The sequence below is a fragment of the Pseudomonas japonica genome, assembly GCF_900188455.1.
Lineage (GTDB): Bacteria > Pseudomonadota > Gammaproteobacteria > Pseudomonadales > Pseudomonadaceae > Aquipseudomonas > Aquipseudomonas japonica.
On the sequence record NZ_FZOL01000012.1, the window covers coordinates 97,336 to 123,437 of the forward strand.

Annotated in this window: 22 protein-coding genes and 5 tRNA genes; 21 read left to right on the forward strand and 6 right to left on the reverse strand. The window is 63.3% G+C overall.

What is annotated here, in order from left to right:
- Positions 1-343: 343 nt before the first annotated feature.
- From CHB99_RS16100 to CHB99_RS16115, 4 genes are all read left to right on the forward strand, one after another.
- Positions 344-982, forward strand: coding sequence for a TetR/AcrR family transcriptional regulator (locus CHB99_RS16100; RefSeq protein WP_042122274.1), 639 nt, complete (start codon positions 344-346; stop codon positions 980-982).
- A 126-nt stretch (positions 983-1,108) separates the two neighbouring features.
- Positions 1,109-2,077, forward strand: coding sequence for a GTP 3',8-cyclase MoaA (locus tag CHB99_RS16105; RefSeq protein WP_042122272.1), 969 nt, complete (start codon positions 1,109-1,111; stop codon positions 2,075-2,077).
- Positions 2,078-2,150: 73 nt separating this feature from the next.
- Positions 2,151-2,753 (forward strand): DUF4823 domain-containing protein, encoded by a 603-nt coding sequence (locus CHB99_RS16110; protein ID WP_042122270.1) that lies wholly within the window; start codon positions 2,151-2,153, stop codon positions 2,751-2,753.
- A gap of 12 nt (positions 2,754-2,765) precedes the next feature.
- Positions 2,766-3,326 (forward strand): DUF1285 domain-containing protein, encoded by a 561-nt coding sequence (locus CHB99_RS16115; protein ID WP_042122269.1) that lies wholly within the window; start codon positions 2,766-2,768, stop codon positions 3,324-3,326.
- 107 nt (positions 3,327-3,433) lie between these two features.
- Here CHB99_RS16115 and CHB99_RS16120 read toward each other — a convergent pair.
- Both CHB99_RS16120 and CHB99_RS16125 read right to left on the reverse strand, forming a co-directional pair.
- Positions 3,434-3,509 (reverse strand) — tRNA-Asn (locus tag CHB99_RS16120).
- A 60-nt stretch (positions 3,510-3,569) separates the two neighbouring features.
- Complete coding sequence (locus CHB99_RS16125; RefSeq protein WP_042122267.1) at positions 3,570-4,766, reverse strand: amino acid aminotransferase; 1,197 nt, start codon at positions 4,764-4,766, stop codon at positions 3,570-3,572.
- Between the two features lie 294 nt (positions 4,767-5,060).
- Here CHB99_RS16125 and uvrB point away from each other — a divergent pair, with 294 nt between their 5' ends.
- Positions 5,061-7,076, forward strand: coding sequence for an excinuclease ABC subunit UvrB (uvrB, locus tag CHB99_RS16130; RefSeq protein WP_042122265.1), 2,016 nt, complete (start codon positions 5,061-5,063; stop codon positions 7,074-7,076).
- A gap of 125 nt (positions 7,077-7,201) precedes the next feature.
- On the opposite strand, the gene CHB99_RS16135 is transcribed toward uvrB, so the two are convergent.
- Both CHB99_RS16135 and CHB99_RS16140 read right to left on the reverse strand, forming a co-directional pair.
- On the reverse strand, positions 7,202-8,752 hold the full coding sequence (locus CHB99_RS16135; RefSeq protein ID WP_042122263.1) for an MDR family MFS transporter: 1,551 nt from the start codon (positions 8,750-8,752) through the stop codon (positions 7,202-7,204).
- Positions 8,742-9,782: an HlyD family secretion protein gene (locus tag CHB99_RS16140; protein ID WP_042122261.1), complete on the reverse strand. Its 1,041-nt coding sequence runs from the start codon at positions 9,780-9,782 to the stop codon at positions 8,742-8,744. The genes CHB99_RS16135 and CHB99_RS16140 overlap by 11 nt, the downstream gene beginning before the upstream one ends.
- Before the next feature lie 143 nt (positions 9,783-9,925).
- Here CHB99_RS16140 and gltX point away from each other — a divergent pair, with 143 nt between their 5' ends.
- The 11 genes from gltX (at position 9,926) to CHB99_RS16195 (ending at position 16,275) form a co-directional block, all read left to right on the forward strand.
- Positions 9,926-11,407, forward strand: coding sequence for a glutamate--tRNA ligase (gene gltX / locus CHB99_RS16145; protein ID WP_042122259.1), 1,482 nt, complete (start codon positions 9,926-9,928; stop codon positions 11,405-11,407).
- Between the two features lie 300 nt (positions 11,408-11,707).
- A tRNA-Ala gene (locus CHB99_RS16150) sits at positions 11,708-11,783 on the forward strand.
- Positions 11,784-11,859: 76 nt separating this feature from the next.
- Positions 11,860-11,935, forward strand: a tRNA-Glu gene (locus tag CHB99_RS16155).
- Between the two features lie 53 nt (positions 11,936-11,988).
- A tRNA-Ala gene (locus tag CHB99_RS16160) sits at positions 11,989-12,064 on the forward strand.
- Positions 12,065-12,108: 44 nt separating this feature from the next.
- A tRNA-Glu gene (locus tag CHB99_RS16165) sits at positions 12,109-12,184 on the forward strand.
- A 165-nt stretch (positions 12,185-12,349) separates the two neighbouring features.
- A complete protein-coding gene (locus CHB99_RS16170; protein WP_042122257.1) occupies positions 12,350-12,889 on the forward strand; it encodes a TetR/AcrR family transcriptional regulator in 540 nt (179 codons plus the stop codon).
- A gap of 22 nt (positions 12,890-12,911) precedes the next feature.
- The gene (locus CHB99_RS16175; RefSeq protein ID WP_042122255.1) at positions 12,912-13,745 is read left to right on the forward strand and encodes an alpha/beta fold hydrolase; all 834 of its coding nucleotides are present in this window, start codon (positions 12,912-12,914) and stop codon (positions 13,743-13,745) included.
- A 44-nt stretch (positions 13,746-13,789) separates the two neighbouring features.
- Positions 13,790-14,230, forward strand: coding sequence for an acyl-CoA thioesterase (locus CHB99_RS16180; protein ID WP_042122253.1), 441 nt, complete (start codon positions 13,790-13,792; stop codon positions 14,228-14,230).
- Positions 14,227-14,670 (forward strand): GNAT family N-acetyltransferase, encoded by a 444-nt coding sequence (locus tag CHB99_RS16185; RefSeq protein WP_042122251.1) that lies wholly within the window; start codon positions 14,227-14,229, stop codon positions 14,668-14,670. Before CHB99_RS16180 ends, CHB99_RS16185 begins: the two co-directional genes overlap by 4 nt.
- An 83-nt stretch (positions 14,671-14,753) precedes the next feature.
- Positions 14,754-15,740, forward strand: coding sequence for a tRNA dihydrouridine synthase (locus CHB99_RS16190; RefSeq protein ID WP_042122249.1), 987 nt, complete (start codon positions 14,754-14,756; stop codon positions 15,738-15,740).
- Positions 15,741-15,831: 91 nt separating this feature from the next.
- Entirely contained in the window at positions 15,832-16,275 is a 444-nt protein-coding gene (locus CHB99_RS16195; RefSeq protein WP_042122247.1) for an Hsp20 family protein, read from the forward strand.
- A gap of 92 nt (positions 16,276-16,367) precedes the next feature.
- Here the strand turns inward: CHB99_RS16195 and CHB99_RS16200 are convergent, their stop codons facing one another.
- Together CHB99_RS16200 and CHB99_RS16205 are read right to left on the reverse strand one after the other, a co-directional pair.
- Positions 16,368-19,664, reverse strand: a complete 3,297-nt coding sequence (locus CHB99_RS16200) for a sensor domain-containing protein (protein WP_042122245.1) — start codon at positions 19,662-19,664, stop codon at positions 16,368-16,370.
- Between the two features lie 63 nt (positions 19,665-19,727).
- On the reverse strand, positions 19,728-20,606 hold the full coding sequence (locus CHB99_RS16205) for a LysR family transcriptional regulator (RefSeq protein WP_042122243.1): 879 nt from the start codon (positions 20,604-20,606) through the stop codon (positions 19,728-19,730).
- A gap of 130 nt (positions 20,607-20,736) precedes the next feature.
- Between CHB99_RS16205 and leuC the strand changes: the two genes are divergently transcribed.
- The 5 genes from leuC to asd all read left to right on the forward strand — a co-directional run bounded on the left by leuC (position 20,737) and on the right by asd (position 26,002).
- On the forward strand, positions 20,737-22,170 hold the full coding sequence (gene leuC, locus CHB99_RS16210; protein WP_042122241.1) for a 3-isopropylmalate dehydratase large subunit: 1,434 nt from the start codon (positions 20,737-20,739) through the stop codon (positions 22,168-22,170).
- Positions 22,167-22,814 (forward strand): 3-isopropylmalate dehydratase small subunit, encoded by a 648-nt coding sequence (leuD, locus tag CHB99_RS16215; RefSeq protein ID WP_042122239.1) that lies wholly within the window; start codon positions 22,167-22,169, stop codon positions 22,812-22,814. The genes leuC and leuD overlap by 4 nt, the downstream gene beginning before the upstream one ends.
- A 106-nt stretch (positions 22,815-22,920) precedes the next feature.
- Positions 22,921-23,685: a class I SAM-dependent methyltransferase gene (locus tag CHB99_RS16220; protein ID WP_042122238.1), complete on the forward strand. Its 765-nt coding sequence runs from the start codon at positions 22,921-22,923 to the stop codon at positions 23,683-23,685.
- Between the two features lie 54 nt (positions 23,686-23,739).
- A complete protein-coding gene (leuB, locus tag CHB99_RS16225) occupies positions 23,740-24,822 on the forward strand; it encodes a 3-isopropylmalate dehydrogenase (RefSeq protein ID WP_042122236.1) in 1,083 nt (360 codons plus the stop codon).
- Between the two features lie 67 nt (positions 24,823-24,889).
- Positions 24,890-26,002, forward strand: coding sequence for an aspartate-semialdehyde dehydrogenase (gene asd / locus CHB99_RS16230; protein ID WP_042122234.1), 1,113 nt, complete (start codon positions 24,890-24,892; stop codon positions 26,000-26,002).
- Positions 26,003-26,102 lie beyond the last annotated feature (100 nt).

Here is a 26,102-nt window from a genome sequence, read left to right on the forward strand (position 1 = left end):
AAACCCGGGTTCTGGGGGGGGGAATCCGGGTTAAGACCATTAGGAGTAAAACAAAGGCGAACACTCCCTGATCACCTTTATCGGCGCGACACTTGGGGGGTGTGCCTCGCCAACACTTCAAGTATTAATCAGGATTGAAGGGCTTCCAGCGCTCACTGCTCGTTTTTTAAACAGATTTGGAATACGACTGTCGCTGCTGAGCACTCATCGCTACCCGTGAACGGGCGAAAGCGGCATGGGCTGGGTCTCGCGAGCCGGGAGCCTGTTCGAACTCTTCATGATCCGTGCATTTTGCTGCAAGTTAGGCATAATACTTGGCTTCGATTTTGATCCAGACCTTCTTATGCAGAAAGAACCTCGCAAGGTCCGTGAATTTCGTCGCCGTGAGCAGGAAATTCTCGATACCGCACTCAAGCTGTTTCTCGAACAGGGTGAAGACAGCGTCACCGTCGAGATGATCGCTGATGCTGTGGGTATCGGCAAAGGCACGATCTACAAGCATTTCAAGTCCAAGGCGGAGATCTACCTGCGCCTGATGCTCGACTACGAGCGGGATTTGAACCAGTTGCTGCACTCCGCCGATGTCGACCGTGACAAGGAAGCCCTGTCGCGCGCCTACTTCGAATTCCGCATGCGCGACCCGCAGCGTTACCGGCTGTTCGACCGTCTGGAAGAGAAGGTGGTCAAGGGGCATCAGGTGCCGGACATGGTCGAGGAGCTGCACAAGATCCGTGCCTCGAACTTCGATCGCCTGACCCTGCTGATCAAGGGCCGCATCAGCGAAGGCAAGCTCGAGGACGTGCCGCCGTACTTCCACTACTGCGCCGCCTGGGCGCTGGTGCATGGCGCCGTGGCGCTGTATCACTCGCCGTTCTGGAGCAATGTTCTCGAGGATCAGGAAGGCTTCTTCCAGTTCCTGATGGACATCGGCGTGCGCATGGGCAACAAGCGCAAGCGTGATCCGGAGCCGTCCGCCAGCTGATATTCGCGGGCGACACCGGTGCTACTAGGCGCGACAGCTCAGGAATATACTTGGATACAAGGCTTGCAAAAACCTGATTTTTGAGTCAGGTTTTGCGAGCCCGATTCATCCATGCCGGAGTTTTCCATGATCGTCGACCGTCAAGGCAGGCGTTTTCGCAACTTGCGTGTCAGCCTTACCGCCGCCTGCAACTACGCGTGCACCTATTGCGTGCCCGACGGCAAACGACTGGTCGCCGCGCAGGATGAGTTGTCCGCCGAGGCTCTGGCGCGTGGTGTGGCCTATCTGATCGAGGCCGCTGGCATCGAACGGCTGCGGGTTACTGGCGGTGAACCGCTGGTCAGTCCCAAGCTGGAAACCTTCCTGAAAACCGTGGCCGGTTTCGGTCTCGATGACATCAGTCTCACCACCAACGGCCAGTTGTTGGCGCGCAAGCTGCCGCTGCTGGTGGATGTCGGCATCCGCCGCCTCAACGTCTCCCTGGATACCCTCGATGCCCAGGCCTTCCGCGGCATTGCCCGTGGTGGCGATCTGGCCAGCGTGCTCGATGGCATGGCGCAGGCAGCCGCGGCGGGGATGAAGATCAAGGTCAACATGGTGCCGCTGCGCGGGCAGAACCTCGATCAGGTCCTGCCGCTGCTGGATTACTGCCTGGAGCACGGCTACGAGCTGCGTTTCATCGAGCTGATGCGCATGGGGCATCTGGCCCGTGACAACAACCAGTTCCTGCAGCAATTCGTCGGCCTTGAACAGCTTCTGCAAGTGATCGGCGAACACTTCGAATACGCCCAGGCGGATGCGCCGGTGGATGCCACGGCATTGCGCTACCGAATTCCGGGGCGGGGCTGCTTCGGTGTGATCGCCAACGAAAGCGTGCCGTTCTGTCGTACCTGCTCGCGCCTGCGCCTGTCTTCCACCGGTTGGCTGCACGGCTGCCTGTCGTCGAGCAATCGGCACTATATCGGCGATCTGCTCGACCTCCCGCGTCATCAGGCGTTGCCTGCCCTCCAGGGTTTGCTGGTCAAGGCCCTGGGCGACAAGCAGAGCGTGGCCTTCTCCGGTGGCGCCACGGTGATGAAGATCATCGGCGGCTGACCTGGCAAGCTGGCGCAGAACCTGCATTAGCGGGCTGTTCGCCGGTTTTCCGTCGCCGGCCTCTGGAGGAAAGATGCGTAGCCTGGTTCTGCTGCTGGCGTTCATCGCGCTGGGTGGCTGCATGAATGTCAGCGACATGGGCGAAGGTGCCCGCTATCACATGAGCGATTCGGGTCTGCTGGACCACAGCGATACCCAGCGCTCGATATCGCTGCGTCTGCAACCCGACTCGTTCATTTTCATCGCCCAGGGTGCTTTCGTGCCGCCCGGCGGCGCTTACCCGCGGCCCAACGTGGTGGCGGAAGAGGCGTTCAAGGGTTTCGTCGAATATTTCCCGCTGGTACGTCGCGCGGAAGGGCCGGTCGGCCTGGAGGAAGCGCTGGTCCAGGCGCGCTCGGTGGGGGCTCACTACCTGCTGTATACCCGCTTCGCCAAGGCGGACAACCGTATCGGCAACGGCGACGAATGGTATGACGAGCAGGCGGTCGACCGTCTGGGGATCGATACCGGGGTGGTGCAGATGATGCTGATCGAGACCAATACCCGCTACCTCATCGACACCGCCCGGATTCGCAGTCGCGGCGGTTTGCTGACGTTCCACGACAACAAGCCGGAAGATTTGCTCGGCCCACCCCTGGAAGATTACGCTCGAACCCTTCTGGGCATGAGTCGCTGAGGACACGGGAATATGGTCGATACAGGCAAGGCCAACGATCTGCTGGCACAGATCCCCAAGGCGGAAAAGGGCCTGCCGCCCGTCCATCTGTGGAATCCGGACTTCTGTGGCGATATCGACATGCGTATCGCCCGCGATGGCACCTGGTACTACCTGGGCACGCCGATCGGGCGCAAGCCCATGGTGCGCCTGTTCTCCACCATCATTCGCCGGGATGGCGACGATTACTTCCTGATCACACCGGTTGAGAAGGTCGGGATCAAGGTCGATGACGCGCCCTTCGTGGCGGTGAGTGTGGAAGTCGAGGGCGAGGGTGAGCAGCAGACCCTGTTCTTCACCAGCAACGTCGAGGATCGGGTCCAGGCCGGTGCCGAGCATCCGCTGCGTTTCGTCATCGATCCGCTGACCCAGGAGCCTTCACCCTACGTGCATATGCGCGCCAACCTGGAGGCGCTGATTCACCGCAATGTGTTCTATCAGCTGGTGGATCTGGCGGTCTCGCGGGAAATTGCCGGCGAATCCTGGCTGGGGGTGTGGAGTTCGGGAGAGTTCTACCCTATCGGGCGGGAGTGAGTGCTGCGCCGGTGCCCGTGAAGGCGGGCATCGAAAGGGGAGAAGTGTATTTCCGCACCAGAATGAAAAAACCTCCAGTGCTTGCGCATCTGGAGGTTTTCAGTATTTGGCTCCGCGACCTGGACTCGAACCAGGGACCCAATGATTAACAGTCATTTGCTCTACCGACTGAGCTATCGCGGAATCTGGGGCGTATCTTACTGATTCCCAAGGGGAAGTCAAGCTCCCCTTGGGAATTGTCGCTTACAGCACTTCGACGATGGCTTTGGTGACCACGTGGATGTTGCTCTGGTTCAGGGTGGCCACGCAGATGCGGCCGGTATCCAGGGCGTAGATACCGAATTCGTTCTTCAGGCGGGCTACCTGCTCAACGCTCAGGCCCGAGTAGGAGAACATGCCGCGCTGGCGACCGACGAAGCTGAAATCGCGCTTGGCGCCGTATTCGGCCAGGAGATCGACCATCTGCTTGCGCATGCCGTGGATGCGGCCACGCATTTCGCCCAGCTCGGTTTCCCACATCTGACGCAGCTCGGGGCTGTTCAGCACGGCGGCAACGATGCTGGCGCCGTGGGTCGGCGGGTTGGAGTAGGTGGTGCGGATCACGCGCTTGACCTGGGACAGCACGCGAGTGCTTTCTTCCTTGGTGTTGGTGACGATCGACAGGGCTCCGACGCGCTCGCCATACAGCGAGAACGACTTGGAGAACGAGCTGGAGACGAAGAAGTTCAGGCCCGACTCGGCGAACAGGCGCACGGCGAAGGCGTCCTCGGCGATACCGTCACCGAAGCCCTGGTAGGCCATGTCGAGGAACGGCACATGGCCCTTGGCCCTGACCACTTCCAGCACGTTTTTCCAGTCGGCCAGGCTCAGGTCGACGCCGGTCGGGTTGTGGCAGCAGGCGTGCAGGACGATGATCGAACCCGATGGCAGGTTGTTCAGGTCTTCCAGCATGCCGGCGCGGTTCACGTCGTTGCTCGGCGCGTCGTAGTAGCGGTAGTTCTGCACCGGGAAACCGGCGGTTTCGAACAGGGCGCGATGGTTTTCCCAGCTCGGATCGCTGATGGCGACGACGGCGTTCGGCGACAGCTGCTTGAGGAAGTCGGCACCGATCTTCAGGGCGCCGGTACCGCCGACGGCCTGGACGGTGACCACACGGCCTTCGGCCAGCAGTGGCGACTCGGCACCGAACAGCAGTTTCTGCACGGCCTGGTCATAGGCGGCGATACCGTCGATCGGCAGGTAGCCGCGGGAAGCGTGCTGTGCGGCACGTTGGGTTTCGGCTTCGATGACCGCACGCAGCAGTGGGATACGTCCTTCTTCGTTGCAGTAAACGCCTACGCCGAGGTTGACTTTCTCGGTGCGGGTGTCGGCGTTGAATGCTTCGTTGAGGCCCAGAATGGGATCGCGTGGTGCCAGCTCGACAGCGGAAAACAGGCTCATTATTACCTTGGCTCTGAATGGAGGGTGATAGGGTCCGCACGCTCCAGCCGAATGCACTAGAGCGGTGCACAAACGGGGAGTCAGTATAGTGATACCGATCGGTCACGGCGACAGTCTGCCGCAGCTTTTCCCGCTGTTTCAGGGAATATTTTTCGACCGTTAGTCGAATCCCCCGGTCAACAGTGGGAAATCCGTCGAGCGTTCGGTTGAAACTGGCGCAGGACGGCTTTAATTGGGTATAACTACTGGCTAAAAATACAGTTGCCTGTATCCGCACTTGCGCAGAGGTCCGTCATGTCCGAGTTTCAGCTCGTCACCCGTTTCCAGCCGGCCGGCGACCAGCCGGAAGCCATCCGCCTGATGGTCGAAGGCATCGAGGCGGGGCTGGCGCACCAGACCCTGCTCGGTGTGACCGGCTCGGGCAAGACCTTCAGCATCGCCAACGTGATCGCCCAGGTGCAGCGTCCGACCCTGGTGCTGGCGCCGAACAAGACCCTGGCCGCGCAGCTGTACGGCGAGTTCAAGGCGTTCTTTCCGAACAACGCGGTGGAGTATTTCGTTTCCTACTACGACTACTACCAGCCCGAGGCCTACGTGCCGTCGTCCGACACCTTCATCGAGAAGGACGCCTCGATCAACGACCACATCGAGCAGATGCGTCTGTCGGCGACCAAGGCGCTGCTTGAGCGGCGCGATGCGATCATCGTCACCACGGTGTCGTGCATCTACGGCCTGGGCAGTCCCGAGACCTACCTGAAGATGGTCTTGCACGTGGATCGCGGCGACAAGCTCGACCAGCGCGCCCTGTTGCGGCGCCTGGCCGACCTGCAGTACACCCGCAACGAGATGGATTTCGCCCGCGCCACCTTCCGCGTGCGCGGTGATGTGATCGACGTGTTCCCGGCGGAGTCCGACCTCGAGGCGATCCGCATCGAGCTGTTCGACGACGAAGTGGAAAACCTCGCTGCCTTCGATCCGCTGACCGGAGAGGTGATCCGCAAGCTGCCGCGCTTCACCTTCTATCCCAAGAGCCACTACGTCACCCCGCGGGAAACCCTGCTGGAGGCGGTGGACGGGATCAAGGACGAGCTCAAGGAGCGCCTGGAGTACCTGCACAAGGCCAACAAACTGGTCGAGGCGCAACGCCTGGAGCAGCGCACCCGCTTCGACCTGGAGATGATCCTCGAACTGGGCTACTGCAACGGCATCGAAAACTACTCGCGCTACCTCTCCGGCCGGCCGGCCGGGGCGCCGCCGCCCACGCTGTACGACTACCTGCCGCCGGACTCACTGTTGGTGATCGACGAATCCCACGTCAGCGTTCCGCAGGTCGGGGCGATGTACAAGGGCGACCGCTCGCGCAAGGAAACCCTGGTGGAGTACGGCTTCCGTCTGCCTTCCGCGCTGGACAACCGGCCCATGCGCTTCGACGAGTGGGAGAGCGTCAGCCCGCAGACCATCTTCGTTTCCGCCACTCCCGGGGCGTATGAAGCGGAACACGCCGGGCGGGTCGTCGAGCAGGTGGTGCGCCCGACGGGGCTGGTCGACCCGGAGGTGGAGATCCGTCCGGCGCTGACCCAGGTCGACGACCTGCTTTCGGAAATCCGCAAGCGCGTGGCCATGGAGGAGCGGGTGCTGGTCACCACCCTGACCAAGCGCATGGCCGAAGACCTCACCGACTATCTCGCCGATCACGATGTGCGGGTGCGCTACCTGCATTCGGATATCGACACGGTGGAGCGGGTCGAGATCATCCGCGACCTGCGTCTCGGTACCTTCGACGTGCTGGTGGGGATCAACCTGCTGCGCGAAGGCCTGGACATGCCCGAGGTGTCGCTGGTGGCGATCCTCGATGCGGACAAGGAGGGGTTCCTGCGTTCCGAGCGTTCGCTGATCCAGACCATCGGCCGCGCCGCGCGCAACCTCAATGGCCGGGCGATCCTCTACGCCGACCAGATCACCGGCTCGATGCAGCGGGCGATCGACGAGACCGAACGCCGCCGCGACAAGCAGATCGCCTTCAACGCAGCCAATGGCATCGTGCCCAAGGGCGTGGTCAAGGACATCACCGACATCCTGGAAGGCGCCAACGTGCCCGGTTCGCGCAGCAAGAAGCGCAAGGGCATGGCCAAGGCGGCGGAGGAGAGCGCGCGCTACGAGGCCGAGCTGCGTTCGCCGGCGGAGATCACCAAGCGCATCAAGCAGCTTGAAGAGAAGATGTTCCAGCTGGCGCGGGATCTGGAGTTCGAGGCGGCGGCGCAGATGCGCGACGAGATTGCCAAGTTGCGCGAGAAGCTGATTACCGCCTGAGGTTCTTTATCGCTCTTTCGGGCCTCATCGCCGGCAACGCCGGCTTCCCACAGGTTTTGTGGCGAGCCGGTGTCTCGTGACCGGCAGAGATCATTGTGGGAGCGGGCGTTGCCCGCGATGAGGCCCTAATGGGCTTCTCCTGCCTTGAGTCCCTGCGGCAACTTCCGGGTCAACAAGACCGCAACCATGCTGATCGCCAAGCCGATCCCGACAAAGTGGAAGGCATCGTTGTAGGCCATGATCATCGCCTGCTGGTGGGTGATCTCGCTCAGCTTGCCCAGCGCGGCATTGTCGCTGCCCAGTCGCTCCGCCAACTGCGCAAGGCGCTCCGCCACCGCCGGGTTGCTCGGCACCACCGACTCGCGCAGGTAATCGAAGTAGACCTTGGCCCGGGCATCCAGCAGGGTCGCCAGCAGGGCGATGCCGATCGCACCGCCAAGGTTGCGCAGGATGTTGAACAGGCTCGACGCCGATCCCGCGTCCTGCGGCTGGATATAGGCGGTGGCGATCAGCGAGATGGTCACCATGATCATCGGCTGGCCGAGGGCGCGAATGATCTGGATGTGGTTGAACTGGCTTCCGGCGAAGTCGGGGTTGAGCACTCCGGAGCCGAAGCTGGCCAGACCGAACAGGCTGAAGCCCACCGCGCAGAGAATCTTCGGTGAAATCACCTTCATCAACTGCGGTACCAGCGGAATCAGGAACAGTTGCGGCACGCCCATCCACATGATCACTTCGCCGATCTGCAGGGCGTTGTAGTTCTGGATCTGTGCCAGATACAGCGGCAGCAGATAGATCGAACCGTACAAGCCAACCCCCAGGCCCAGGCTGGCGATGCTCGACAGACCGAAATTGCGGTTTCTGAGAATGCGCAGGTTGATCAGCGGGTTGGGTCTGGAGAACTGGATGATGACGAAGGCGATCAGGCTGACCAGGGCAATGCTGCCCAGACCGACGATCAGGCCCGATTCCAGCCAGTCCTTGCGATGGCCCTCTTCGAGAAACACCTGTAGGCAGCCGAGTCCGATACCGAGGGTGACGATGCCGGCGTAGTCGGTGCTTTTCAGCAGTTCCCAGTGCGCTTCCTTCTTCTCCAGCCCGTACATCAAACCGGCGATCATGATCAGGCCGGGCGGGATGTTGATATAGAAGATGTACTCCCAGCCCCAGTTTTCCGTGAGCCAGCCACCCAGGGTCGGGCCGATGGACGGGGCGAAGGTAGCCGTCATGGCAAACATCGCCATGCCTTTGGCGCGGTGGTGCTCCGGCAGTTTGATCAGGGTCAGGGTGAACGCCAGGGGGATCAGTGCGCCACCGGTGAAGCCCTGCATGGCCCGGAACACGATCATGCTTTCCAGGTTCCAGGCCATGGAGCAGAGCAGCGAGGAAGCCAGGAAACCCAGCGACACCCACACCGCCAGGCGCCGCGCCGAGAGCAACTGCACCAGCCAGGCGGTCAGCGGGATCATGATGATCTCGGCCACCAGGTAGGAGGTGGAAATCCACGAACCCTCTTCCAGGGTTGCTGACAGCGCACCCTGGATGTCCTTGAGCGAGGAGTTGGTGATCTGGATGTCGAGCACGGCCATGAAGGCGCCGAGCATCACGCTCATCACCGCGATCCAGTCACGCCGGCTCGGTTCGCCGACGGGACGGATCAGTTGATCACCGGCCATCGTCGCGCAGATCGACAGTGGCGGTGACCGACATGCCCGGGCGGATGCGGCCTTGCAGCGGGTTGTCAGCGCTGAAGGTGAGCTTTACCGGAATCCGTTGTACGACCTTGGTGAAGTTGCCGGTGGCGTTGTCCGGCGGCAGCAGACTGAACTGCGCGCCGGAGGCGGCGAACAGGCTGTCCACGCGACCCTCGATGGGAGTGTCCGGATAGCTGTCGAAGACCAGCTCGGCACGCTGGCCAGGTTGCATCTTGCCGATCTGGGTTTCCTTGAAGTTGGCCTGCACCCAGATGTCCTGGTCGGGAACGATGGACAGCAGGTAGGCGCCGTTCTGCACGTATTGGCCATCGCGGGCGCTGCGCTGGCCGATCATGCCGCTGATCGGCGCGTGGATTTCGCTGCGGGTCAGGTTGAGTTCGGCCTGGGCCAGGTCGGTGCGGGCGGTGGCGATCTGCGCGTCGAGGCGTTTGAGTTCGGCCTCCAGGGCGCTGACCTGCTGGCGCTGGCCCTGCAGGTCGGCCTGGGCCTTGCTGACCTGGGAGCGGGCGACATTGTTTTCCGCGGAAAGGGTGGTGACCCGTTCCTCGGAGACGAAGCCCGGCTTGCGCAGGGCCTGGGCGCGATTCAGGTCCAGTTGCGCGCGGCCGAGGGTGGCCTGGCTGGCGGCGACCTGGGCCTGACCGGCGGCGATCAGGCTCGATTGCTGGGTCAGGCGGCTTTCCGCTTGCAGGCGCTCTGCCTCGCGGGTGTCGAGGGTGGCGCGGGCGCGTTCCACGGCGAAGCGGAAGTCGTCGGCTTCCAGGCGCACCAGCAAGTCACCCTTGTTCACATGCTGGTTGTCCTGCACCAGAACCGCATCGATACGCGCGCTCAGCTGGCTGGAGACCCGGGTGATCTCGCCCTGCACGTAGGCATTGTCGGTGCTTTCGTAGAAACGACCTTTCAGGTACCAGTGAGCGAGGAAGCCAAGGGACACCAGGAGAACCAGGAAGAGAAAAATCAGCAGGCGACGCTTGAGTTGGGCAGGCATGGGGGAGATCGTTCCAGAAATGTAAGCAAATTTAACAAAGATTGGATCCAGCGGTGCAAGTGACGATCGCGCCCATTACTGGAGCCCGGCGCCCGCTCCCTGTTAACATCCCGGCTTTGTTTCACCTCTTGTTCGAGACTCTCATGACCACCGTTCGCACGCGCATCGCGCCTTCGCCTACCGGCGATCCCCACGTCGGCACCGCTTATATCGCCCTGTTCAACTACTGCTTTGCCAAGCAGCACGGCGGCGAGTTCATCTTGCGTATCGAAGATACCGACCAGTTGCGTTCGACCCGCGAATCCGAACAACAGATCTTCGATGCCCTGCGCTGGCTCGGCATCGAATGGGCCGAAGGCCCGGATGTCGGCGGTCCGCACGGTCCGTATCGGCAGAGCGAGCGGGGTGAGATCTACAAGCAATATGCACAGCAACTGGTGGATGCGGGCCATGCGTTCCCGTGCTTCTGCACCGCCGAGGAGCTGGAGCAGATGCGTGCCGAGCAGATGGCCCGCGGTGAGACCCCGCGTTACGACGGTCGCGCGCTGCTGCTGTCGGCCGAGGAAGTGCAGCGTCGCCTGGCCGCCGGCGAGCCCCACGTGATCCGCATGAAAGTGCCGAGCGAAGGCGTCTGCGTGGTGCCGGACATGCTGCGTGGCGATGTCGAGATCCCGTGGGACCGCATGGACATGCAGGTGCTGATGAAGACCGATGGCCTGCCGACCTACTTCCTCGCCAACGTGGTCGATGACCACCTGATGGGCATCACCCACGTTCTGCGTGGCGAAGAGTGGCTGCCCTCGGCGCCGAAGCTGATCAAGCTCTACGAATACTTCGGCTGGGAGCAGCCGAAGCTGTGCTACATGCCGCTGCTGCGCAACCCGGACAAGAGCAAGCTGTCCAAACGCAAGAACCCGACCTCGGTGACCTTCTACGAGCGCATGGGCTTCATGCCGGAAGCCATGCTCAACTACCTGGGGCGCATGGGCTGGTCGATGCCGGACGAGCGCGAGAAGTTCTCCCTGGACGAGATGGTCGAGCACTTCGACCTGTCCCGCGTATCCCTGGGCGGGCCGATCTTCGATATCGAGAAGCTGTCCTGGCTCAATGGCCAGTGGCTGCGCGAGCTGCCGGTGGAAGAGTTCGCCGCGCGCGTGCAGAAGTGGGCGTTCAACAGCGACTACATGATGAAGATCGCCCCGCACGTGCAGGGCCGGGTGGAAACCTTCAGCCAGATCGCGCCGCTGGGCGGCTTCTTCTTCGAAGGTGCGCTGAAGCTGGATGCGAAACTGTTCGAGCACAAGAAACTGTCCGCCGATCAGGTGCGCCAGGTCATGCAACTGATCCTGTGGAAACTGGAAGGCCTGCGGCAGTGGGAGAAGGAGCGCATCACCGGGTGCATCCAGGCGGTGGTCGAGGCGCTGGAGCTCAAGCTGCGTGATGCCATGCCACTGATGTTCGCCGCGATCAGCGGCCAGGCCAGTTCGGTCTCGGTGCTCGACGCCATGGAAATCCTCGGCCCGGACCTGACCCGCTATCGCCTGCGTCAGGCCCTGGACCTGCTGGGTGGCGTTTCGAAGAAAGAAAACAAGGAATGGGAGAAGCTGCTGGGCACCATCGCCTGATTGCAGTTGCCTGTTTTTTCGCGGGGCGAATCCGCTGCCTGGGGCTTTGTGCCGGGGCAGGGGGGTTCGCCCCGCGGCGTTTGCGCAGCCTGTCGCACAGCGTCAATCCCCCGCAAATACGGGAGCTTTCCCGGGGGAGGGCGGTAAGTGATTGTTATCTGGGAAAAAATTTTTGAATTTTGTTGAAAATATATTTGACAGGTCTGCAATCCGATCTTAATATGCGCCCCGTCCACAGCGATGAACGAAAACGAAACGCGAAGCACCCAGCCAAGCGGATCAAGTTCAAAGCGACATTGTGGGGCTATAGCTCAGCTGGGAGAGCGCCTGCATGGCATGCAGGAGGTCAGCGGTTCGATCCCGCTTAGCTCCACCAATTTCCAGATCTGCAGTCAATTCCAGCGACTGCGATCAGATCGGTTCGAAGAACCGGTCAATGGTAGAAGGGTTGCGTCCCCTTCGTCTAGTGGCCTAGGACACCGCCCTTTCACGGCGGTAACAGGGGTTCGAGTCCCCTAGGGGACGCCAGTTTTGCACAAGCGATGTCGCAAGAGGTCGCTGGGCCGAGAGGCTAGAAATCCGGGGCTATAGCTCAGCTGGGAGAGCGCCTGCATGGCATGCAGGAGGTCAGCGGTTCGATCCCGCTTAGCTCCACCAATTCCGCCAGGATTCGTGAAAACGGATCTGCACGAAGGTTACAAGTCCCCTTCGTCTAGTGGCCTAGGACACCGCCCTTTCACGGCGGTAACAGGGGTTCGAGTCCCCTAGGGGACGCCACTTTATCCGCTATGCGGAATTTCAAGGCTCATTCGATTATTGAATGAGCCTTTTGTTTTTTCCCTCGAAAAAATCTTGTCCCGGCCAACAAATAGCCGGGTCAGGGTCTTGCCTTTAAATATTATGAGCATAATATTACCAGCATAATATTTTCGGTGCCCTGCCATGAACGACAAGAAAGCCAAGACCCGCGAACGCATTCTCGATGCCGCACGTTGCGCGCTGATCCAGCGGGGCCCCGCGGATTCCAGCGTGAATCAGGTGATGAGTGCTGCCGGCCTTACCGTAGGTGGTTTCTACGCCCATTTCGAGAGCAAGGAAGCACTGATGCTGGAAGCCTTCCGCGAATTGCTCGGCGAGCGCCGTGCCTTGCTGGCGCAGGTCGACCCCGCGCTGGATGGGCAGTCCCGTCGGGCCCTGGTCGCGGCGTTCTATCTGTCACGCAAGCACCGTGATTCCACCGAAGACGCCTGTCCGCTGCCCAATGCCCTGAGTGAAATGCCCCGTCTGCCCGATGCCTTCCGCGAAGTCCTGGCCGAGCATATCGAGCTGATGGCGGCGAAATTGGTGGACAGCCCGGAAGAAACCGACAAGTTTTTCGCCGACCTCGCTCTGATGGTCGGCGGTCTTGTCCTGGCTCGTGCCCTGGGTACCGACGAGCTGTCCGACCGTATTCTGCGTGCCGCCAAAACGGCGGTGATCTGAACCTCCCCACTGGAGCGAAGCGATGAACACCTTGAGCTGGATTCGTGGCGTGAACGGCACCCTGGGGCGGCTGATCCCGGGGCATATCGCCAGCAAGATGCACCGGGCGTTCACCACGCCCTACACCCAGCCGCCGCGTGACTGGGAGTTGCCGGTGCTGGCGCGGGCCGAACGCATCACCCTGCGCTTCGGGCTTTCCGCGCTGCGTTGGGGGCAGGGGCCGACCGTGCTGTTGATGCACGGCTGGGAAGGGCGGCCAACGCAGTTCGCGCGGCTGATCGACGCCCTGGTCGAGGCGGGCTACACCGCCGTGGCTCTGGATGGCCCGGGACACGGGCGTTCGCCAGGGGATGAGGCGCATGTCGGCCTGTTTGCCCGGGCGATGCTGGAGGCTGCCGCGGAATTGCCGCCGCTGAAAGCGGTGATCGGTCATTCCATGGGGGGCGCCAGTGTTCTGCTCGCCTTGCAGTGGGGCCTGCGGGCCGAAGCGGTGGTCAGCATCGCCGCGCCGTCCCGCCTGCTGGGGGTGGTGCGCGGCTTCGCCCGGCGCCTGAACATGCCGCCGCGAGCGCGGGCGGCGTTCATCCGCAAGGTCGAGCGGGATGTGGGCGTGGCGATCGATCGCCTCGACGTCAGCAGCTATCAGCTGGACCTGCCCGGTCTCGTGGTGCACGCGATGGATGATCAACTGGTACCCGCCGGCGAAGCGCAACTGATCCACGACGCCTGGTTCGACAGTCGCCTGCTGATGCTGGAGGAGGGCGGCCACCAGCGCGTCCTGGCCGATCCGCGGGTGGTGGCCGGGGTTCTCGATCTGCTGCAGCGCAGCGTCATGTCGGTGCGCCAATCGGCGTAATCATCCGTTACACTCATGCCCGTTCATCACAAACGGGAGCGGGCATGAGCTGGGATCTGGCAACGCCATTCGTCATCGACCTGCGGGTCGCTGCCGAAGATATCGACGGACTGGGGCACGCCAACAACGCGGTCTACGTCACCTGGCTGGAGCGCTGCGCCTGGCGCCACTCCCAGCGCCTGGGCCTGGACCTGGCCGAGTACCGGCGCCTGGACCGTGCCATGGCGGTGGTCCGGCATGAAATCGACTACCTCGCCAGTGCCTACGAAGACGACGAGCTGCAGTTGGCGACCTGGATCGTCGACTGGGACCAGCGCCTGAAAATGACCCGGCATTTCCAATTGGTCCGCCCGAGCGACGGCACCACGCTGTTGCGTGCGCAGACCACGTTCGTCTGCATCGAGTTGTCCACAGGCAAGCCCAAGCGCATGCCGCAGGAGTTTCTCGACGGTTACGGCCAGGCGCTGCTGGAGAAGCAGGCGTGATTCGCCAGGCGCGGATCGAGGACGACGCGTGCGTCGTCGCTGTGGTCCGGGCCGCCTACCTGCCTTATGTCGACAGCATCGGCATCCGCCCGGGGCCACTCGATGACGACTACGCCGACATGATCCGCCAGCAGCAGGTCTGGCTGCTGGAGCAGGGCGACGCCATCCGTGCCGTGCTGGTGCTCAGCCCCGAGCCGCGGGCGATGTTGCTGGTCAATGTCGCGGTCGATCCGGCGTACCAGGGGCATGGCCACGGACGGCAACTGATCGATTTCGCCGAGGCCCGTACCCGCGCGCTCGGCTTGCCGCTGATCCGCCTCTACACCAACGCCGCCATGCAGGCGAACGTGATCCTCTATCAACGCCTGGGGTACCGCGAAACCCATCGCGGCGTGGAGCACGGCTTCAACCGGGTGTTCATGGAGAAGGCGCTGGACTGACCGATCATCCGACGTCCCGCGCAGCCCTTCCGTTTGCGCCAAACCCGTTTACCATGTGCGCAATTTTTCCGAGGTCTTTCCCCATGCAAATTGCCCTGGCCCCGATGGAGGGGCTGGTCGACGACGTCATGCGCGACGTTCTCACCCGTGTCGGTGGCATCGACTGGTGCGTTACCGAGTTCATCCGTGTCTGCGACCGCGTCCTTCCCGAAGCCACCTTCCGCAAGTTGGCGCCGGAACTGGAGCAGGGGGCGCGGACGGCCGCCGGGGTGCCGATGCGCGTGCAGCTGCTGGGTTCCGATCCCGTCTGTCTGGCCGATAACGCGGCGCTGGCCTGTGAATTGGGCGCGCCGGTGATCGACCTGAATTTCGGCTGCCCGGCCAAGACCGTGAACAAGTCCCGTGGCGGTGCGGTGCTGCTCAAGGAGCCGGAGTTGCTGTTCCAGATCGTCAGCGAGGTGCGCAAGGCGGTGCCGGCGCATATCCCGGTGACCTCGAAGATGCGCCTGGGCTTCGACAGTCCGGACGGTGCCCTGGATTGCGGCCGCGCCCTGGCTGAAGGCGGCTCGGCGCACCTGGTGGTGCATGCGCGGACCAAGGTCGAGGGCTACAAGCCGCCGGCGCATTGGGAATGGGTGGCCAGGGTGCAGGATGTGGTCAAGGTCCCGGTGTTCGCCAATGGTGAGATCTGGACCCTGGACGATTGGCGGCGCTGCCGTGAGGTCAGCGGGGTCGAGGACATCATGCTCGGGCGCGGTCTGGTCTCGCGTCCGGACCTGGCCCGGCAGATCACCGCGGTACGCGACGGTGTCGAGTTCGTGCCGATGGACTGGCAGGCGCTGCTGCCGCTGATCCAGGCCTTCTGGCGGAGGGTACGCGTCGAGCTGACCCCGCGCTCCGCGCCGGGGCGCCTGAAGCAGTGGGTGGCGATGCTGACCCGCACCTACCCGGAAGCGACCGCGCTGTTCGGCGAACTGCGCCGGGAAACCGACTGCGATCGCGTCGGCCTGCTGCTCGGTGTCGCACCGCCTGTCGGCGCCGTGCAGGAAAATTTTCATACTGGCGCTTGAAATCGTTTCGGTGGTCCGCATCTAGGGATTACGCGATGCCGAAGTCGGGTCGCGTAATAACCCAACTCGCTGATTTTCAGGAGATGTACCCATGACTACCGCTTTTTCCCTGGCTCCACTGTTCCGCCATTCCGTTGGTTTCGACCGTTTCAACGACCTGTTCGAATCCGCGGCGCGCAATGAGGCGGGTAGCAGCTACCCACCCTATAACGTTGAAAAACATGGCGATGACCACTATCGAATCGTCGTTGCCGCGGCCGGTTTCCAGGAGCAGGACCTCGACCTGCAAGTGGAAAAGGGCGTGCTGACCGTCACTGGCGGCAAGCGCGACAGCAGCAACGCCAGCGTCACCTACCTGCACCAGGGCATTGCCCAGCGTGCGTTCAAGCTGTCCTTCCGTCTGGCCGACCACATCGAAGTCAAGTCGGCTGGCCTGGCCAACGGCCTGCTCAGCATCGATCTGCTGCGCGTAGTGCCCGAAGAGGCGAAGGCCAAGCGGATCCCGATCAACGGGGACAAGCCTGCGCTGAACTGATTCGCGGGTGATGCAAAAAGAAGGGCGCCGGATGGCGCCCTTTTTTTGTTGATGAGATCCACCCCCGCAGGAGCGTGGGCGCAACGCCGGCTTCAGTAATCAGCCGGTGCCTCCAGCAACAGCGCCCGAAATGCATTCAACGGCAACGGCCGGCTATGCAGATACCCCTGGTACAGATGGCAACCCTGCCGCTCCAGGAAATCCAGTTGCTCCGACAACTCCACCCCCTCGGCGATCACCGCCAGGTCCAGGCTGCGGGCCATGGCGACGATGGCACGGACGATTTCCGCGTCGTTGGGATCCACCGGCGCATCGCGAACGAAGGACTGGTCGATCTTCAACGCATCCACCGGCAGGCGCTTGAGGTAGGTCAGCGAGGAGTAGCCGGTACCGAAGTCATCCATGGCGAAGCTGACGCCCAGTGCCTTCAGCTCACGCATCTTGCTGATGGTGTCCTCCAGGTTCTGGATGACGATACCTTCGGTGATCTCCAGCTTGAGCATGCGGTAGGGCAGGCGATAGTCGTCGAGGCTGCGCCGCACCCGTTCGACGAAGTCGTTCTGGCGGAACTGCCGCGGGCTGATATTGACGCACAGGCTGAAGTCCTCGGCGTCGATCAGGTTGTCCTGGAGCATTCGCGAACAGGCATCGCAGGCTTCGTCGAGGATCCAGTTGCCCACTTCGAGGATCAGCCCGCTTTCCTCCAGCACCTGGATGAACTGCGCCGGTGGCTGCTGGCCAAGCAGCGGATGGTGCCAGCGCAACAGCACTTCGGCGCCGACGATACGGTTGTCGCGGGCATCCACCTGGGGCTGGAAGTGCAGGGCCAGTTCGCCGCGGGTCAGGGCCATGCGCAGGTCGCTCTCCATGCGCAGCCGCTCGCTGGCGGCCTTCTGCATGGTGGTGTGGAACAGCTGGGTGGTATTGCGTCCGGAATCCTTGGCCCGGTACAGGGCGATGTCGGCGCGCTTGAGCAGGTCGGCCGGGGTCGAGCCGTGGTCGGGAATCAACGCCACGCCGATGCTCGGCGTCACCTGCAGGCGCTGGCCATCCAGTGACATGGGTTCGGCCAGCAGTTCGCGCAGGGTGTCGGCCAGCTCGCGGACCTTGTCCGTCACCTCCTCGCGGCTGCCTTCCAGGCCGCTGAGCAGCACCACGAATTCGTCGCCGCCCAGGCGCGCCACGGTGTCCTCCATGCGCACGCTGGCTTCCAGACGCGCGGTGATGATCTTCAGCACCGTATCGCCCACCGGGTGGCCGAGGGAGTCGTTGATGTGCTTGAAGTGGTCGAGATCGAGGAACAGCAGGGCGCCGCGCAGGTTGTGGCGCTTGAGCAGGGCAATCTGCTGGCTCAGGCGGTCCATCAGCAGGGCGCGGTTGGGTAGGTTGGTCAGCGGATCGTGGTAGGCCAGGTGGCGAATCTGCGCCTGGGCGTTCTTCAACTGGCTGACATCGCGGGCGGTCAGCAGCAGGCAGTCGGTTTCGTTGAGGGTGATCGGCTCCACCGAGACTTCCAGGGTCAGCAGGTCGCCGTTCTTGCCGCGCCCGAGCATCTCCCGATGGTTGACCCGGCCGCGTTCGCGGATTTCCGCTTCGAGCATGTCGTGCTGCTTGTCGTCGGCCCAAACGCCGACCTGGTTGGCGGTGCGCCCCAGCGCTTCGGCGGCGGCGTAACCGGTCAGGCGACAGAAGCCGTCGTTGACCTCGACATAGCGCCCGGTGTCGCGCTCGCTGATGGTGATGGCGTCGGGGCTGGAGTGGAAGGCCTTGGCGAACTTCTCCTCGCTGGCCTTCAAGGCCGCTTCGGCGCGCTGCTGCTGGGTGATGTCGCGCAGGGTGGTGACGCTGCAGGTCTGCTGGTCGACCTTGATCAGGCGGCTGGAGATCACGCAGGTCAGGGCCTGGCCGTCCTTGTGGTTGACCACCACGGCAACGTTGTTCAGCGCCTGGTCGCGAATGACCTGTTCGATGCGCCGGGCGCGCTCCGCCGATTCCGCCCACAGGCCGATTTCCTCGGCGCTGTGGCCCAGCACCTGGTCGGCGTTCCAGCCGAAGGTCTGGGTGAAGGCCGGGTTGATCTCGATGAACTGGCCGTTGTCCTGGCGGGTGACGCAGATCGGGTCGGGGCTGACCTGGAACAGGCTGGAGAACTTCTCTTCCGACGCGATCAGGCGCTGTTCCCGCTCCACCTGGTCGGTGATGTCCAGCAGGGTGCCGGCCATGCGCAGCGGATTGCCCTGCTCGTCGCGGTACAGCCGCGCGCGGCTTTCCAGGTAGCGCGAACTGCCGTTCTCCAACTGGATACGGTAGGTGATCTGGTAATTGCCCGCGGGGCCTTCGCGCAGGCTGCGGTAGGCCTGGCGCATGCTGCTGCGTTCGGCTTCCGGCACGCCTTCGAAGAACGCCTCGAAGGATTCGTGGAACGGCACCGGATCCAGCCCGTGCAACTGCGCGGCGCGGGCCGAGCCGTAGAGCATGCCGCTGGGGATGTGCCAGTCCCAGGTGCCCAGTTGGGCCGAGTCCAGGGCCAGGTCGAGGCGCTCCTGGCTGTCCTTGAGGGCCTGTTCGGCACGTTTGCGCTCGCTGGTGTCGATGAAGGTGCTGAGCAGGTAGGCCACGCCCTCCAGTTCGATGGTCTGGGTGGAGAGAATGCCGTCATGGACCTGGCCGCCGCGGGCGCGGAACTGCACTTCGAGGATCACCGGGCCGGCATTGCTGTCGCGGGTGGCGTCCAGCACCTGCTGGCGGTGCTGCGGATTGGCCCAGAGGCCGATTTCCGTGGTGGTCTTGCCGATGACCTCGCGCGCGGGCCAGTCGAGGCTCTTTTCGAAGTGTTCGTTGACCTCGTGGATCAGCCCGTCGGAGCGGCGACTGAGCAGCACCACGTTGGGACTGAGCTGGAACAGCGTGGCAAAGCGCTTTTCCGAGTTGATCAGGGCGGTTTCCCGCTCGCGTTGCGCGGTGATCTCACGGATCACCCCGATCATCTGCGGGCGGCCTTGCCGGTCCTGGGTCAGGCTGCCGTTGATTTCCAGCCAGTGCAGGCTGCCGTCGGGCCAGCGGATGCGATGGCGCATCGCTTGTTCCTGCGGTTCGCCGGCGAGCACGGCGTGGAATGCCTGCAGGGTGCGGGTGCGGTCCTCCGGTGGCAGCAGGTCGAGGTAGTCCAGGTCCTGCGGCAGGGGCTGGCGCGGGTCGTAGCCGAACAGCGCCTGTGTGCCGCGGGACCAGTTGATCCGGCCGCTCTCGACATCCCAGAACCAGGCACCGAGGCGTGCGCCGTTGAGGGCTGCCAGCAACTGCGGGGCGTTGTCCCAGGTCTGCTCCGACTCCTGAGGGTCGGCCGCGTGAATACGGGGAAGACGCGGAAAACGTGTTGATTTGGGCATCGATACCAGACCTTTGGCGAATACGCTTCCTTGGTACAGGCCTTCCCGGAGCGACCGGCGGCCTCAGGCTTTTCTCGCATGGCTGTCGAGCAGCGCCATAAAGGCTCTGGCTGCGTTCGATAATGTTCGTTCCGTATGAAGTATGTAGCCTAGCTGGCGAGTCAGCTGTATGCCCGGCAAGGTGATGGAAGCCACCTGTTCGTCGAGCATCGTGCGTGGCAGCACGCTCCAGGCCAGGCCGATGGAGACCATCATCTTGATGGTTTCCAGATAGTTGGTGCTCATGGCGATGTTCGGCGTCAGGCCCTGGGCCTCGAACAGGCGCCGGACGATATGGTGGGTAAAGGTGTTGCCACCGGGGAAAACCGCCGGATGGTGGGCGATATCCTCCAGGCCGGCGGCTGCCTTGCGTGCCAGCGGGTGCTCCGGGGCCACCACGAAATCCAGCGGGTCGTCCCAGACCGGTACCGCGCGGACCAGGCTGTGGGGCTCCGGGGCCAGGGTGATCACGGCGATCTCGGCGCGGCCGTGGAGGATTTCCTCGTAGGCGACCTCCGAATCGAGAAACTGAATGTCCAGGGCGACCGCCGGATACTGCCGGGTAAAGGCCCGCAGCAGCGGCGGCAGGCGGTGCAGGCCGATATGGTGGCTGGTGGCCAGAGTCAGGCGTCCGCTGACCTCGCCGGTGAGGTTGGTCAGGGCGCGGCGGGTATCGTCCAGTACGTTGATGATCTGGTAGGCCCGCGGCAGCAGGGCGCGGCCGGCCTCGGTCAGACTGACCTCGCGGCCGAGGCGGTCGAACAGGCGCACGTCGAGCTGCTGTTCGAGTCCGGCGATGCGTTTGCTGATGGCCGGCTGGGTCAGATGCAGGCGTTCGCCGGCGCCGGAAAAGCTGCCGGTTTCGGCGATGGCGATGAAGGCATTGAGATTGGCCAGATCCACGGTTTCGGATTCCCTCTGGTTATCCAAAGCATAAAAATTATGAATTTGAGTTATCCAATCTATCGCCATACCATCAGCCGCACAAGCCAAGTGGTTATTGGCATAGAAAGACGCTGATGAGGAACGCCTGATGGCTGGCAAAACGCTCTACGACAAGCTCTGGGATTCGCATTTGGTCAAGCAGCGCGACGATGGTTCGGCGCTGATCTACATCGACCGCCACATCATCCACGAAGTGACCTCGCCGCAAGCCTTCGAAGGCCTGCGCCTGGCGGATCGCAAACCGTGGCGCATCGATGCCAACATCGCCACCCCGGACCACAACGTACCGACCACGCCGGAGCGCAAGGGCGGCATCGACGCCATCGTCGACCAGGTGTCGCGCCTGCAGGTGCAGACCCTCGACGAAAACTGCGACGAGTATGGCATCACCGAATTCAAGATGAATGACGTGCGTCAGGGCATCGTCCACGTCATCAGCCCGGAGCAGGGCGCCACCCTGCCGGGCATGACCGTGGTCTGCGGCGACTCGCACACCTCGACCCACGGCGCCTTCGGTGCGCTGGCCCACGGCATCGGCACCTCCGAGGTGGAGCACGTGCTCGCCACCCAGTGCCTGGTCGCCAAGAAAATGAAGAACATGCTGGTGCGCGTCGAAGGCCAGTTGCCTGTTGGTGTCACCGCCAAGGACATCGTTCTCGCCGTGATCGGCAAGATCGGCACCGCCGGCGGTAACGGCCATGCCATGGAATTCGCCGGCAGCGCCATCCGCGAGCTGTCCATCGAAGGCCGCATGACCATCTGCAACATGTCCATCGAAGCCGGCGCCCGCGTCGGCCTGGTGGCCACCGATGCCAAGACCGTCGAATACGTCAAGGGCCGCCCGTACGCGCCGAAAGGCGAACAGTGGGACCTGGCCGTCGAGGCCTGGAAAGACCTGGTGTCCGACGCCGACGCGGTGTTCGACACCGTGGTCGAGCTGGACGCCGCGCAGATCAAGCCGCAGGTCAGCTGGGGCACTTCCCCGGAAATGGTCCTGGCGGTCGACCAGCGTGTGCCGGATCCGGCTGCCGAGGCCGACCTGGTCAAGCGTGGCTCCATCGAGCGCGCCTTGAAATACATGGGCCTGAGCGCCAACCAGGCGATCACCGACATCCAGCTGGACCGCGTGTTCATCGGCTCCTGCACCAACTCGCGGATCGAAGACCTGCGCGCCGCCGCGGAAATCGCCAAGGGCCGCAAGGTCGCCGCGACCATCAAGCAGGCAATCGTGGTCCCGGGCTCCGGCCTGGTGAAAGCCCAGGCCGAGAAGGAAGGCCTGGACAAGATCTTCCTCGAAGCCGGCTTCGAATGGCGTGAACCGGGCTGCTCCATGTGCCTGGCGATGAACCCGGACCGCCTGGAGAGCGGCGAGCACTGCGCGTCCACCTCCAACCGCAACTTCGAAGGGCGCCAGGGCGCCGGTGGTCGTACCCACCTGGTCAGCCCGGCCATGGCCGCCGCCGCCGCCGTCACCGGCCGTTTCATCGATGTACGCGAGTTGATCCAAGGGAGCGCAGCATGAAAGCCTTCAACCAACACACCGGCCTCGTCGCCCCGCTGGACCGTGCCAACGTCGACACCGACCAGATCATTCCCAAGCAGTTCCTGAAGTCGATCAAGCGCACCGGTTTCGGTCCGAACCTGTTCGACGAATGGCGCTACCTGGATGTCGGCCAGCCTTACCAGGACAACAGCAAGCGCCCGCAGAACCCGGACTTCGTCCTCAACCACGACCGCTACCAGGGCGCCAGCGTGCTCCTGGCCCGCGAGAACTTCGGTTGCGGTTCCAGCCGTGAACACGCACCGTGGGCCCTGGAAGAGTACGGTTTCCGCAGCATCATCGCGCCGAGCTACGCCGACATCTTCTTCAACAACAGCTTCAAGAACGGCCTGTTGCCGATCATCCTCAGCGACGAGGAAGTCGACGAGCTGTTCAAGCAGGTCGAGGCCAATCCGGGCTACCAGCTGACCATCGACCTGCAGGCGCAGACCGTGACCCGTCCCGACGGCAAGGTGCTGGGCTTCGAGATCGATGCGTTCCGCAAGCACTGCCTGCTCAACGGCCTGGACGACATCGGCCTGACCCTGCAGGACCGCGATGCCATCGGTGCTTTCGAAACCCGCCACCGCGCCAGCCAGCCATGGTTGTTCCGCGACGCCAAATGATGTGTTGAACCCATCGCGGGCAACGCCCGCTCCCACAAGGGGCTGTGGTGTACACAAAACCTGTGGGAGCGGGCATTGCCCGCGATGAGGCCCCGGAGACGAGAAGATGACCAACAGCAGCCACAAAGACGTCGTCCAGCGCCAGTTCGGCGAACAGGCCAGCGCCTACCTGAGCAGTGCCGTGCACGCCCAGGGCAGCGAGTTTGCCTTGCTTCAGGCCGAACTGGCCGGGCATGAAGGCGCGCGGGTGCTCGACCTGGGCTGCGGCGCCGGCCATGTCAGCTTCCATGTCGCGCCGCTGGTCGCCGAAGTGGTGGCCTACGATCTGTCGCAGCAGATGCTCGACGTGGTCGCCGCCAGCGCCGCCGAGCGTGGCCTGGACAACATCGTCACCGAGCGTGGCGCGGCGGAACGTCTGCCGTTCGCCGACGCTTCCTTCGACTTCGTCTTCAGCCGTTACTCCGCGCACCACTGGAGTGACCTCGGCCTGGCCCTGCGCGAAGTGCGCCGGGTGCTCAAGCCGGGGGGCGTGGCCGCCTTCGTCGACGTGATGTCGCCGGGCAGCCCGCTGCTGGATACCTACCTGCAAAGCGTCGAAGTCCTGCGCGACACCAGCCATGTGCGCGACTATTGCGCCGCCGAATGGCTGCGCCAGGTCAGCGAGGCCGGGTTGTTCGTGCGCAGCCATGCGCGTCAGCGTCTGCGCCTGGAGTACCGTTCCTGGGTGGAGCGCATGCGTACCCCCGAGCCGATGCGCGCCGCCATCCTCCAATTGCAGCAGGCGATGGGCGAAGAAGTACGGCAGTATTACCAGATCGAAACCGACGGCTCGTTCAGTACCGATGTCCTGGTGCTGTGGGCCGAGCGCTGAGTTTTTTCCGGCACGCCATCGCGGCGCGCCGCTTGAATTGAGATAGAGGAAAGCATGAGCAAGCAGATTCTGATTCTCCCGGGTGACGGTATCGGTCCGGAAATCATGGCCGAGGCGGTCAAGGTGCTGGAACTGGCCAACGACAGGTTCCAACTCGGTTTCGCCCTGGAGCATGACGTCATCGGTGGTGCCGCCATCGACAAGCACGGCGTGCCGCTGGCCGACGAGACCCTGGAGCGCGCGCGCAAGGCCGATGCCGTGCTGCTGGGCGCCGTGGGCGGACCGAAGTGGGACAAGATCGAGCGTGACATCCGTCCCGAGCGCGGCCTGCTGAAGATCCGTTCGCAACTGGGCCTGTTCGCCAACCTGCGCCCGGCGATCCTCTACCCGCAACTGGCCGACGCCTCGTCGCTGAAGCGCGAAATCGTCTCCGGCCTGGACATCCTGATCGTTCGTGAACTGACCGGCGGCATCTACTTCGGCGCGCCACGCGGCACCCGCGAGCTGGAAGGCGGCGAGCGCCAGTCCTACGACACCCTGCCGTACAGCGAAAGCGAAATCCGTCGCATCGCCCGGGTCGGCTTCGACATGGCTCGCGTGCGCGGCAAGAAACTCTGCTCGGTGGACAAGGCCAACGTTCTGGCCTCCAGCCAGCTGTGGCGCGAAGTGGTCGAGGAAGTGGCCAAGGACTACCCGGACGTCGAACTCAGCCACATGTACGTCGACAACGCCGCCATGCAGCTGGTCCGCGCGCCGAAGCAGTTCGACGTGATGGTCACCGACAACATGTTCGGCGACATCCTGTCGGATGAGGCTTCCATGCTCACCGGTTCCATCGGCATGCTGCCTTCTGCCTCGCTGGACGCGAACAACAAGGGCATGTACGAGCCTTGCCACGGTTCCGCGCCGGACATCGCCGGCCAGGGCATCGCCAACCCGCTGGCGACCATCCTCTCGGTGTCGATGATGCTGCGTTACAGCTTCAACCAGCAGGCCGCCGCCGAGGCGATCGAGAAGGCCGTCAGCGTCGTGCTGGACCAGGGACTGCGTACCGGAGACATCTGGTCCGACGGTTGCACCAAAGTAGGCACGCAGGAAATGGGCGACGCAGTAGTCGCAGCGCTGCGGAATCTGTAATCTCTCTGGCCCGCCGCCCAAAACACAACCAGGGCGGCGGCCCACTTTTAGCGAAGGTGTAGTTGCGATGAAACGTGTAGGTCTGATCGGTTGGCGTGGAATGGTCGGTTCCGTGCTCATGCAGCGGATGCTCGAAGAGCAGGATTTCGATCTTATCGAGCCAGTGTTCTTCACTACCTCCAACGTTGGTGGCCAGGGCCCTGCGGTGGGCAAGGACATTGCTCCGCTGAAGGATGCCTACAGCATCGACGAACTCAAGACCCTGGACGTGATCCTGACCTGCCAGGGCGGCGACTACACCAACGAAGTATTCCCCAAGCTGCGCGAAGCCGGCTGGCAGGGTTACTGGATCGATGCCGCTTCCTCCCTGCGCATGCAGGATGACGCGGTCATCGTCCTCGATCCGGTCAACCGCAAGGTCATCGACCAGCAGCTGGATGCCGGCACCAAGAACTACATCGGCGGCAACTGCACCGTCAGCCTGATGCTGATGGGCCTGGGCGGCCTGTTCGAAGCCGGTCTGGTCGAGTGGATGAGCGCCATGACCTACCAGGCCGCTTCCGGCGCCGGCGCGCAGAACATGCGCGAGCTGATCCGCCAGATGGGCGCGACTCACGCCGCCGTGGCCGATGAACTGGCCAATCCGGCCAGCGCCATCCTCGACATCGACCGCAAGGTCGCCGAGGCCATGCGCAGCGACGCCTACCCGACCGAGAACTTCGGTGTACCGCTGGCTGGCAGCCTGATCCCGTGGATCGACAAGGAACTGCCGAACGGCCAGAGCCGCGAAGAGTGGAAAGGCCAGGCCGAGACCAACAAGATCCTCGGTCGCTTCAAGAGCCCGATCCCGGTGGACGGCATCTGCGTGCGCATCGGCGCCATGCGCTGCCACAGCCAGGCGCTGACCATCAAGCTGAACAAGGACGTGCCGCTGGCCGATATCGAAGGCATGATCAGCCAGCACAACCCTTGGGTGAAACTGGTGCCGAACCAGCGCGACATCAGCATGCAGGAGCTCAGCCCGACCAACGTCACCGGCACCCTGAACATTCCGGTGGGTCGTCTGCGCAAGCTGAACATGGGTTCCCAGTACCTGGGCGCCTTCACCGTCGGCGACCAGCTGTTGTGGGGCGCCGCCGAACCGTTGCGGCGCATGCTGCGGATCCTGCTGGAGCGTTGATCGCTTCGCGGTGAACTCGAAAAACCCGTGCTGGCGACAGCGCGGGTTTTTTGTTTTTCGCGTAAAGTGCGCTCCCCCCAGAATTCGCGGGGCTCCAATC

Excerpts from the sequence above, each read along its gene's own strand:
- CHB99_RS16135 (WP_042122263.1), bottom strand. The coding sequence starts at position 8,752 with ATGGCCGGTGATCAACTGATCCGTCCCGTCGGCGAACCGAGCCGGCGT.
- CHB99_RS16200 (WP_042122245.1), bottom strand. The coding sequence starts at position 19,664 with ATGCCCAAATCAACACGTTTTCCGCGTCTTCCCCGTATTCACGCGGCC.
- gltX (WP_042122259.1), top strand. The coding sequence starts at position 9,926 with ATGACCACCGTTCGCACGCGCATCGCGCCTTCGCCTACCGGCGATCCC.
- CHB99_RS16140 (WP_042122261.1), bottom strand. The coding sequence starts at position 9,782 with ATGCCTGCCCAACTCAAGCGTCGCCTGCTGATTTTTCTCTTCCTGGTT.
- CHB99_RS16195 (WP_042122247.1), top strand. The coding sequence starts at position 15,832 with ATGACTACCGCTTTTTCCCTGGCTCCACTGTTCCGCCATTCCGTTGGT.
- CHB99_RS16100 (WP_042122274.1), top strand. The coding sequence starts at position 344 with ATGCAGAAAGAACCTCGCAAGGTCCGTGAATTTCGTCGCCGTGAGCAG.
- CHB99_RS16125 (WP_042122267.1), bottom strand. The coding sequence starts at position 4,766 with ATGAGCCTGTTTTCCGCTGTCGAGCTGGCACCACGCGATCCCATTCTG.
- asd (WP_042122234.1), top strand. The coding sequence starts at position 24,890 with ATGAAACGTGTAGGTCTGATCGGTTGGCGTGGAATGGTCGGTTCCGTG.
- leuB (WP_042122236.1), top strand. The coding sequence starts at position 23,740 with ATGAGCAAGCAGATTCTGATTCTCCCGGGTGACGGTATCGGTCCGGAA.
- CHB99_RS16105 (WP_042122272.1), top strand. The coding sequence starts at position 1,109 with ATGATCGTCGACCGTCAAGGCAGGCGTTTTCGCAACTTGCGTGTCAGC.
- CHB99_RS16110 (WP_042122270.1), top strand. The coding sequence starts at position 2,151 with ATGCGTAGCCTGGTTCTGCTGCTGGCGTTCATCGCGCTGGGTGGCTGC.
- CHB99_RS16175 (WP_042122255.1), top strand. The coding sequence starts at position 12,912 with ATGAACACCTTGAGCTGGATTCGTGGCGTGAACGGCACCCTGGGGCGG.
- CHB99_RS16190 (WP_042122249.1), top strand. The coding sequence starts at position 14,754 with ATGCAAATTGCCCTGGCCCCGATGGAGGGGCTGGTCGACGACGTCATG.
- leuC (WP_042122241.1), top strand. The coding sequence starts at position 20,737 with ATGGCTGGCAAAACGCTCTACGACAAGCTCTGGGATTCGCATTTGGTC.
- CHB99_RS16115 (WP_042122269.1), top strand. The coding sequence starts at position 2,766 with ATGGTCGATACAGGCAAGGCCAACGATCTGCTGGCACAGATCCCCAAG.
- leuD (WP_042122239.1), top strand. The coding sequence starts at position 22,167 with ATGAAAGCCTTCAACCAACACACCGGCCTCGTCGCCCCGCTGGACCGT.
- CHB99_RS16180 (WP_042122253.1), top strand. The coding sequence starts at position 13,790 with ATGAGCTGGGATCTGGCAACGCCATTCGTCATCGACCTGCGGGTCGCT.
- uvrB (WP_042122265.1), top strand. The coding sequence starts at position 5,061 with ATGTCCGAGTTTCAGCTCGTCACCCGTTTCCAGCCGGCCGGCGACCAG.
- CHB99_RS16220 (WP_042122238.1), top strand. The coding sequence starts at position 22,921 with ATGACCAACAGCAGCCACAAAGACGTCGTCCAGCGCCAGTTCGGCGAA.
- CHB99_RS16170 (WP_042122257.1), top strand. The coding sequence starts at position 12,350 with ATGAACGACAAGAAAGCCAAGACCCGCGAACGCATTCTCGATGCCGCA.